Origin of the sequence: Streptomyces sp. NPDC006207 (assembly GCF_040613835.1) — a bacterium.
Classification (GTDB): domain Bacteria; phylum Actinomycetota; class Actinomycetes; order Streptomycetales; family Streptomycetaceae; genus Actinacidiphila.
In genome coordinates this window covers 1-8,894 of sequence record NZ_JBEXSX010000126.1, presented here as the reverse complement: position 1 = coordinate 8,894, position 8,894 = coordinate 1, and the positions used below count along the sequence as shown (strand labels likewise).

General features: G+C 72.8%; 9 protein-coding genes. 8 read left to right on the top strand and 1 reads right to left on the bottom strand.

The annotated features are described in order from the left end of the window. Nucleotides 1–134 precede the first annotated feature (134 nt). Genes ABZ312_RS44570 through ABZ312_RS44560 form a run of 3 tightly spaced genes read left to right on the top strand, consistent with a single transcriptional unit; the run spans nt 135 to nt 3,196 of the window. Nucleotides 135–794, top strand: a complete 660-nt coding sequence (locus ABZ312_RS44570; protein WP_499513256.1) for an HAD family hydrolase — start codon at nt 135–137, stop codon at nt 792–794. A gap of 43 nt (nt 795–837) precedes the next feature. Next, entirely contained in the window at nt 838–2,070 is a 1,233-nt protein-coding gene (locus ABZ312_RS44565; RefSeq protein ID WP_500440180.1) for an MFS transporter, read from the top strand. Continuing rightward, nucleotides 2,021–3,196 (top strand): acetoin utilization protein AcuC, encoded by a 1,176-nt coding sequence (locus ABZ312_RS44560; RefSeq protein WP_500329417.1) that lies wholly within the window; start codon nt 2,021–2,023, stop codon nt 3,194–3,196. Before ABZ312_RS44565 ends, ABZ312_RS44560 begins: the two co-directional genes overlap by 50 nt. Here the strand turns inward: ABZ312_RS44560 and ABZ312_RS44555 are convergent. Beyond that, a complete protein-coding gene (locus ABZ312_RS44555) occupies nt 3,193–4,788 on the bottom strand; it encodes a GMC family oxidoreductase (protein WP_500440181.1) in 1,596 nt (531 codons plus the stop codon). The genes ABZ312_RS44560 and ABZ312_RS44555 overlap by 4 nt on opposite strands. Nucleotides 4,789–4,942: 154 nt before the next feature. On the opposite strand from ABZ312_RS44555, the gene ABZ312_RS44550 reads away from it, so the two are divergent. From ABZ312_RS44550 to ABZ312_RS44530, 5 genes are all read left to right on the top strand, one after another. Beyond that, nucleotides 4,943–5,758 (top strand): phosphatase, encoded by an 816-nt coding sequence (locus ABZ312_RS44550; RefSeq protein WP_500329418.1) that lies wholly within the window; start codon nt 4,943–4,945, stop codon nt 5,756–5,758. A gap of 128 nt (nt 5,759–5,886) precedes the next feature. Next, entirely contained in the window at nt 5,887–6,099 is a 213-nt protein-coding gene (locus tag ABZ312_RS44545) for a helix-turn-helix domain-containing protein (RefSeq protein ID WP_018558718.1), read from the top strand. A gap of 107 nt (nt 6,100–6,206) precedes the next feature. Then, nucleotides 6,207–6,305, top strand: a complete 99-nt coding sequence (locus ABZ312_RS44540; RefSeq protein ID WP_003948845.1) for a 30S ribosomal protein bS22 — start codon at nt 6,207–6,209, stop codon at nt 6,303–6,305. A gap of 186 nt (nt 6,306–6,491) precedes the next feature. After that, the gene (locus ABZ312_RS44535) at nt 6,492–7,544 is read left to right on the top strand and encodes an NAD-dependent epimerase/dehydratase family protein (RefSeq protein ID WP_500329419.1); all 1,053 of its coding nucleotides are present in this window, start codon (nt 6,492–6,494) and stop codon (nt 7,542–7,544) included. A gap of 26 nt (nt 7,545–7,570) precedes the next feature. After that, a complete protein-coding gene (locus ABZ312_RS44530) occupies nt 7,571–8,749 on the top strand; it encodes a lysophospholipid acyltransferase family protein (protein WP_500329420.1) in 1,179 nt (392 codons plus the stop codon). The last annotated feature ends 145 nt before the right edge of the window (nt 8,750–8,894 follow it).

Here is an 8,894-nt window from a genome sequence, read left to right as displayed (position 1 = left end):
TGTGGGAGAGTAGGACGCCGCCGAACAAATTTTGAGCCCCAGCCCCTGAGTTTCGACTCGGGGGCTGGGGCTTTTCTGCGTTGTCCCGCAATACGGAGAGCCGGCCGGATCCGGTGCCCGACTACAGTGGGGCGGTGCGCTACGACCTGGTCATCTTCGACAACGACGGCGTGCTCGTGGACAGCGAGCCGATCGCCAACCGCATCCTGGCGGGCCTGCTGACGGAGTTGGGCCACCCCACCACGTACGAGGAGTCCGTCCGCGACTACATGGGCTCCGCGATGCACCGCGTCCACGACCTCGTCGCCGAGCGCACGGGGCAGCGGCTGCCGGAGGACTTCGACGCCACGTACTACGCACGGGTCTTCGAGGGCTTCCGGCGTCAACTGGAGCCGGTACCGGGCGTGGCGACCGTGCTGGGGAAGCTGGCGGCGGACGGGGTGGCGTACTGCGTCGCGTCCTCGGGCAGCCACGAGCGGATCCGGGTGGCGCTGAAGAAGACCGGGCTGTACGGGTACTTCGACGAGGAGCGGATCTTCAGCGCCCAGGACGTCGGGCGCGGGAAGCCGGCACCCGACCTGTTCCTGCACGCGGCGCGCACGATGGGCGTGGCGCCGGAGCGGTGCGCCGTGGTGGAGGACAGTCCGCTCGGGGTGCAGGCCGCGGTGGCGGCCGGGATGGACGCGTACGGCTTCACGGCGATGACGCCGGCGGAGAAGCTGGCGGGAGCGGGAGCCGGGGCGCGGGAGTTGTTCGCGGACATGGCGGAGCTACCCGCGAAACTGTTCGTGTGATCGATCTACCCGTCCGTAGCCTGCGGCCCTACGCTGCACGCTCATGGACGGCATCGACGGCGGATTGCGCCACGGACGGGCCTCGTTGGCCGTCAGTTTCTTCGCGCAGGGGGCGGCGTTCGCGCTGCTGGTGACCCGGATCCCGGCGCTGCAGGACCGTTACGGCATCAGTGACGCGCTGCTGCCCGTGTTCCTGGCCGCGGTGCCCGTCCTGGCGGGCGTGGGCAGCGTCGTCACCGAGCACCTGGTCAAGCGGGTGCGGCCGAGCGTGGTGCTGCGCTGGGTGCAGCCCGTGGTGTGCCTGGCGCTGCTGGGCGCCGGCGCAGGGGACGCGCTGTGGCAGATGGCGACGGCGCTGGCCGTCTTCGGGATATGCGTCGGCGCCCTGGACGCGTCCATGAACATGCTCGGGGTGAGCCTGCAGCGCGCGTACGGGCGCAGCATCATGCTGGGCTTCCACGCCGCGTACAGCTTCGGCGGCATCCTGGGGGCGTCGCTGGCCTGGGCGGGGGCGCACTGGCACCTGTCGCTGGCGGTGCTCTACGGGCCGGTGGTCGCGGTGCTGATCCCGCTGACGCTGGTGGGCAGTCGCTGGTACGTCGACCAGAAGGCCGATGCCCCGGACGGGCAGGACGGGGCGGCTTCGCCGGCCGCGACCGCGGTGGCGATGCGGCTGCTGCTGCCGCTCTGCATGGTGATGGCCTTCGCGTACATCGGGGACTCCACCGTCTCCAACTGGAGCGCGAAGTACTTGCAGGACGTGCTCGGCAGCTCCGAGCAGTTGGCGACCGTCCCGTACAACGTCTACATGGTCACCACGCTCCTGGGCCGCGCGGTCGGCGACCTCGGGGTGCGGCGCTTCGGGGCGGCGGCGGTGGTGCGCGCGGGCGCGCTGGTGGCGGCGGCGGGCTTCGCGGTGGTCGCGGGCGCGCCGGGCGCGTGGGTGGGGATGGCAGGGTTCACGCTGCTGGGCCTGGGGCTGTGCGTGATCGTGCCGCAGACGTTCGCGGCCGCCGGGCGGCTCTTTCCGGGGGCGTCGGACACGGCGATCGCGCGGTTGAACATCTTCAACTACGTGGGATTCCTGGTCGGTTCGCCCCTGGTGGGCGCGCTGGGCGACGTGTGGAGCTACCGGGGGGCGATGCTGGTCCCGATGCTGCTGGTGACGGCGACGCTGCTGTACGCCCGCTCGTTCGGGGCGGAGCCCGCCCGATACGGTGTCGACCATGAGCGGCCGCGCACAGCTGATGTGGGACGAGCAGGTAACGGGCTATGACTTCGGTCGCGGCCATCCGATGGACCCGGTGCGGCTCGCACTGACCATGGGGCTGGTCCGGGCCTTCGGTCTGGACCGGGCGGTGACCGTGGCCGCGGCCCCCGCGGCCGGCGACTCGACGCTGCGCCTGGTGCACGACGCGGAGTACGTGGCGGCGGTACGCCGGGCCTCCGCCGACCCCAAGGGCATGACGGAACTGGCGTACGGCCTTGGCACCGAGGACACCCCGGCGTTCGAGGGCATGCACGAGGTCTCGGCGCTGATCGCGGGCCAGTCGGTGGGGGCGGCCGAGGCGGTGTGGCGCGGCGAGGTGACGCACGCCGTGAACTTCGCGGGCGGGCTCCACCACGCGATGCCCGGGATGGCCTCGGGGTTCTGCGTCTACAACGACGCCGCGCTGGCCGTCGCCCGGCTGCTGGAGCTGGGCGCGGAGCGCGTCGCGTACGTGGACGTGGACGTGCACCACGGGGACGGCGTCCAGACGGCCTTCTGGGACGACCCGCGCGTGCTGACGATCTCGCTGCACGAGCACCCGCGCACGCTCTTCCCGCAGACCGGCTGGCCGGAGGAGACCGGCGGCCCGGAGGCGGAGGGCGGCGCGGTGAACGTGGCGCTGCCGGCCGGCACCGGGGACGAGGGCTGGCTCAGGGCGTTCGACGCGGTCGTCCCGGAGCTGCTCGCGGCCTTCCGGCCGCAGGTGCTGGTGACCCAGCACGGGGCGGACACGCACTTCGAGGACCCGCTGGCGCACCTCGCGGTGAGCCTGGACGCGCAGCGGGCGGTCGCGGAGGCGCTGCACGGCCTGGCGCACGAGCACGCCGAGGGCCGCTGGGTCGCCCTGGGCGGGGGCGGTTACGCGGTGGTCGACGTGGTGCCCCGGACGTGGACGCACCTGGTGGGCATCGCCGCCGGGCAGCCGGTCGCGCCGGAGGCGGCGACGCCCGAGGAGTGGCGGGCGGAGGTGTACCGCAGGACGCGGCAGATGGGGCCGCTGCGGATGACGGACGGCCGGGACGCGGCGTTCACCGGCTTCCACGACGCGGGGTACGACCCGGCGGACCGGCTGGACCAGGCGATCCTGGCGACCCGGCGGGCGGTCTTCCCGCTGCACGGGCTGCTGGCCTAGGTGTACTCGGTCAGGCCTTGGGCACGGCCGGGCCCTGCGAGGGGCGGTCGGGCGCCGGCCCGCAGCAGCTCCGCCGCACGTTCGGCGATGGCGTAGACCGTGGCGTTGGTGTTGGCCGAGACCGGGGCCGGCATCACCGAGGCGTCGGCCACGCGCAGACCGTCGACACCGCGCACCCGCAGGGCGCGGTCGACGACGGCGTACGCGTCGGTGCCGATGCGGCAGGTGCCCGCGTAGTGGTTGCAGGAGCGCAGGTTGCGGCCGAGGTAGGCGCGCAGCTCGGTGCCGCCGGTGGTGTCCGGGCCGGGGAGGACCTCCTCGCCGTACCAGTCCGCCAGCGCGGGGCCGGAGGCGAGCTCCCGGGCCGCGTCCAGGCCCCGCACCATCGTGTCGAGGTCGCGGATGTCGGCGTAGTAGCGGGGGTCGATGAGCGGTGGGGCGCCGGGGGCGGTGCCGGAGAGCCGGACGGTTCCGTGGCCGTACGGCGCCATGAGGGCGACCGCGATCGTCCAGCCTTCGCCGACGGCCGGCCCGGGCAGGCTCTCCTCGCGGATCGGGACGTCGACGACCTGCAACTGCACGTCGGGGCCCGGTGCGTCGGGCCGGGTGCGGATCAGGCCCTGGACCTCGCCGTGGTTGTTGGCGCCCGGCGGGACGGGGCGGGGGGCCCGTACGACGACGCCGCAGGCCACGTGGTCCAGCAGGTGGGAGCCGACGCCGGGCAGGTGCACGGCGGTGGGGATGCCCCAGTGGCGCAGGTGGTTGCGGGGGCCGATGCCGGAGAGCATGAGCAGTTGCGGGGTGCCGACCGCGCCCGCGGCCAGGACCACCTGCCCCGACGGGGAGCAGCGGGCGGTGCGCAGCCCGCCGTCCACGGCGTACTCCACGCCCGTGCAGCGTTCCCCGGTCAGGAGGACCCGGTGCGCCAGGGCCCCGGTCAGCACGTGCAGGCCCGGCCGGTGCCGTGCCGGGCGCAGGTAGGCCGTGGCGGCGTCCTGGCGTACGCCGTCGGCGATGCTGAGGTCGCCCCAGCCGAACCCCTCCTCCAGGCCGCCGGCGAGGTCGCCCGCCTCCGGGTGGCCGGCGTCGACGGCGGCGCGCAGGAAGTCCCGGGCGACGGGGTGGCGGTCGGCGGCGGGGCCGACCCGCAGGGGTCCTTCCATGCCGCGCAGTTCCGGGTCGCGGCCCGGGACGCCGGTGAGGTCCTCACTGCGGCGGAAGCAGGGCAGCAGGTCGTCCCAGCCCCAGCCCTCGGCGCCCTCGGCGGCCCAGGCGTCGTAGCCGGAGCGGTGGCCGCGCAGGAAGTTCATGGCGTTGATGGCCGAACTGCCGCCCAGGCCGCGGCCGCGGGGCCACGGCACCGCGAGGCCGGTCCCGGTCTGCGGCACGGTGCGGTCCGCCCAGTCCAGGGGGGTGCCGAGCAGGCCGGGCCAGGCAGCGGGGACGGAGACCTCCGGAGGGCGGCCTGCCCCGCCGGCCTCCAGGAGCAGCACGCGGGCCGTGTCGTCCTCGGAGAGGCGGGCGGCGAGCACGCACCCCGCGGATCCCGCCCCCACCACGACGTAGTCGAACTCGCCCGTGTCGGAGGAGATGTCGGCCACGGGGGCTCTCCCATCGCTGTCGCGCGCTATGTCCGTATTGTACGGAGGGTTTCGCCGGGTACGCCGACCCGAACGGCCGCCCCCCGGGAGTGATGTCCGGGTCGTTCCGGCACGTGAGGGGGGCGGGGGAGGCCACCATCGGCGCGTGGTGACTGTCGGCGCGCTGCGGGCGCATCTGGTGGGGGCGGGTATCGCGGGGGTCGTGACGACACCGCGGGAGAAGAGCCTGCGCAGCTATCGGCTGTTCGCCGCGGGTGATCCGCGGCAGACGCTGGGGCTGGAGCCGGCGCGGGCTTGGACGCAGTCCGGTCTCCTGCGGTTGATGGCCGACCGATGTGGGGTTTCGCCTGACCCGGGGCACACTTCCGGGCAGGATGTGATCGACCCGGACCGCACGCTCGCGGGGCTCGAGGCCTTCGCCGGCCGGCTGAAGGAGGCCGCGCGGCGCAGGGAGCCCGTGCTCATCGGTACTGGTCACCCGCATCGGCTGCTCGGCTTCTACGCCGGATTGGCGGCCGGGTTGTCGGCGGCGGGATGTCCCGTCCTCACCCCATCGCATGGCCGATGTATCGACATGGCGACGCAATTCGGCCTACGCACGCACAACCTCTGGTACGTAGGGGGCGTCGCGACGGTCCGGGATGCGCCGGGTGAGGGCGCCCGTGGTGCGCCGGCGGTACACACGCACTCCCCGCTCCCGGTTCGGGCCGCGCTGGCCGGTGCGGCAGGACGCGGGGGACTGCTGCCGAGCCTCGTGGTGGGAGACCACGGCTGGGTCTGCGGAGCAGGTCAGCTGGGCATCGAGGCCATCGGGCTGGCCGATGCGGACGACCCCGCGGTCTTCGTCGCCGAGGCGGAGGGCAGGGTTTCGGTCGTGGTTCCGCTTGATGACGCTGTGCGGTCCGATTACTACCGACCGCTTACGCGCTATGTACTCAATCGAGCGTGTCTGTCACAGTAGTCAACCGATCGCTACTCCTCTTCCCCACTTGCATCACCCGCACCTAATCTGGGGAGGAGCGCACGTGCGAGAGGGAGTCACCGGAGGGGAAGCCGGTGCCCGTCATGTGCGGAAGGTTCAGGTGTGTCATGGCTTCAAGCGAGAGGCCTCTCAACGAGGTCGTGTTCCTGACCGTGGCAGAGGTCGCCGCGGTGATGCGAGTGTCCAAGATGACCGTGTACCGGCTGGTGCACAGTGGTCATCTGCCGGCGATCCGGGTGGGGAGGTCCTTCCGGGTGCCGGAGCAGGCCGTCCATGACTATCTTCGGGAGTCCTACGTGGGGGTGGGGGAAACTGCCTGACGACCGCCTCGGTTTCTACTCGGCGCTTGCGGACGGGTAGGCTGTGCCGACGTAGGTCGTGTGGGCTCGGACGCCCCGCACCGAGTGAAAACGAAGCGAGGGTAGTCGTGGGCTCTGTCATCAAGAAGCGGCGCAAGCGTATGGCCAAGAAGAAGCACCGCAAGCTGCTGAAGCGTACGCGTGTGCAGCGTCGCAACAAGAAGTAAGCGAGCTACGCGTCGCACTTCACTGCCCTCCCGCCCCCACGGACCGTGGGGGCGGGAGGGCAGTCGCGTTCCCGGGGGGACCGCCGGCCGGGCCCTCCTTGACGGTGCTCGTACGTTCGGGCGTCATCACGGCGCAACATCGAACCGATACGGTGCGTACATGCGGTGCGAGGGAAGGCGCTGATCTTGGGCAAAGTGGTGCTCGTGACCGGAGTCGCCCGCCAGCTCGGCGGCCGGCTGGTACGACGCGTGATGCGCGACCCCGACGTCGACCGGGTGATCGGGGTCGACACGATGCCGCCCCCGCACCATCTGGGCGGCGCGGAGTTCGTCCGTGCCGACATCAGGCACCCGATGATCGCGAAGGTGCTGGCGGAGCGCTCGGTGGACACGGTGGTCCACATGGACGTCAGCGGCACGCTGCCCGGCCGGAGCAGCCGGACCGCGGTCAAGGAGACCAACGTCATCGGCACGATGCAGCTGCTGGGCGCCTGCCAGAAGGCCCCGACGGTGCGCCGCCTGGTGGTGAAGTCCACGACGAGCGTGTACGGCTCGGCGCCCCGTGACCCGGCGGTCTTCACCGAGTCCATGCCGCCCAAGTCGCTGCCCAGCGGCGGCTTCGCCAAGGACGCGGTCGAAGTCGAGGGATACGTACGCGGCTTCGCACGGCGTCGCCCGGACGTTGCCGTATCGGTTCTGCGGTTCGCCAACATCCTCGGCCCGCGGGCCGACACCCCGCTCGCCGAGTACTTCGCGCTGCCGGTGCTGCCGACCGTGCTCGGCTACGACCCGCGGCTGCAGTTCGTGCACGAGGACGACGTCGTCGACGTCCTGATGCTGGCCCTGCGCGACGAGCGCAACGGGACGATCAACAGCGGCACGTTCAACATCGCAGGTGACGGGGTGCTCCTGCTGTCGCAGACCGCGCGACGGCTGGGGAAGCCCACGGTGCCGGTGCTGCTGCCCGCCGTCACCTGGGTGGGCCAGATGCTGCGCACCGCCGGCGTCACCGACTTCTCGCGCGAGCAGATCCGGCTGCTCACCCACGGCAGGGTCGTGGACACCACGCAGATGCGCGAGACGCTCGGCTTCACCCCGAAGTACACCACCGCCGAGACCTTCGGCGACTTCGCCCGCAGCCACGGCCACGGCCTGCTGCCGCCGGACCGGCTCGCCGAGGCCGTCGACCGGCTCGCCGCGCTGGTCCCCGCGGGCGGCCCCCGAGGACTGAGCTCGTGAGCAATGCTGCGAGGAGGAACCGCACCATGGCGGACGCCAAGGTCATCCCGTTCGATGAGGACACGCGGACGCGGAGGGGGGCACCGCGGTCGCGTGGGCGGGCCGCGGCCCGCGGAAAGGCGGGCGGCGACACCGGGAACGCGGTGGCCGCGCTGCCGGTGGAGGAGCGTGCCGTACGCGTCGCCGCGGAGCCCGACGCCGTCCAGGACGCCGTGACGGCCTCTGCGGACACCCCCGGCACCGATGGTGCCGGTGAGGCGTCCGAGGGCGTGCAGGCCGCGGCGGAGGGCGCTGAGGGGCACCCCGGCACACCGGGCGGCCCGCTGGTCGCCGCGCTCGGCTCGGCCGCGGACCGGCTGCTGGGCGGGCCCTGGGAGCGCCGGGTGGCGCACGGTCTGGCCTTCCTGCGCCGCCGGATCACCGGCGACTACGAGGTCGACGACTTCGGCTACGACGAGGAGCTCACCGACCAGGTCCTGATGTCGCTGCTCCGGCCGCTGTACGAGTCGTACTTCCGGGTCGAGGTCAAGGGCATCGAGAACATCCCGGCCGAGGGCGGTGCCCTCGTGGTGGCCAACCACTCCGGGACGCTGCCGATGGACGGGCTGATGATGCAGGTCGCCGTCCACGACCACCATCCCGCGGGGCGGCACCTGCGGCTGCTGGCGGCGGACCTGGTGTTCGTGCTGCCGCTCGTCAACGAGCTGGCCCGCAAGGCCGGGCACACCCTCGCCTGCGCGGAGGACGCCCAGCTGCTGCTCGAACGCGGCGAGGTGGTCGGCGTGATGCCCGAGGGCTTCAAGGGGCTCGGGAAGCCCTTCTCCGAGCGCTACAAGCTGCAGCGCTTCGGGCGGGGCGGCTTCGTCGCGACCGCGCTCAAGACCGGGGTGCCGATCGTCCCGTGCTCGATCGTGGGCGCGGAGGAGATCTACCCGATGGTCGGCAACGCCAAGACGGTGGCCCGGCTGCTGGGCTTCCCGTACTTCCCGGTGACGCCGACGTTCCCGTGGCTGGGGCCGCTGGGCATGGTGCCGCTGCCGACGAAGTGGACGATCCAGTTCGGCGAGCCGATCCCTACGGACGGCTACGCGCCGGAGGCGGCCGAGGACCCGATGCTGGTCTTCAACCTGACCGACCAGGTACGCGAGACCATCCAGCACACCCTCTACAAGCTGCTGGTGCAGCGCCGCTCGGTCTTCTTCTGAGGTTCCGGGCCTTCCGTCCGGCCCGCAGGAGCCGGACACGGCGGTGGGGGGGGGGGGGGGGGCCGCGGCGCGCCCGCGCCGGGGGGCCCCGGCGAGGGACCCCGGGCGAGGGGCCCGCTCGCCCCGCCCCCGGGGGGGCCCGGGG

What these genes read in the sequence shown, in the direction of transcription:
- ABZ312_RS44565 (WP_500440180.1), top strand. Translation starts at nt 838, where the DNA reads ATGGACGGCATCGACGGCGGATTGCGCCACGGACGGGCCTCGTTGGCC.
- ABZ312_RS44560 (WP_500329417.1), top strand. Translation starts at nt 2,021, where the DNA reads ATGAGCGGCCGCGCACAGCTGATGTGGGACGAGCAGGTAACGGGCTAT.
- ABZ312_RS44545 (WP_018558718.1), top strand. Translation starts at nt 5,887, where the DNA reads ATGGCTTCAAGCGAGAGGCCTCTCAACGAGGTCGTGTTCCTGACCGTG.
- ABZ312_RS44530 (WP_500329420.1), top strand. Translation starts at nt 7,571, where the DNA reads ATGGCGGACGCCAAGGTCATCCCGTTCGATGAGGACACGCGGACGCGG.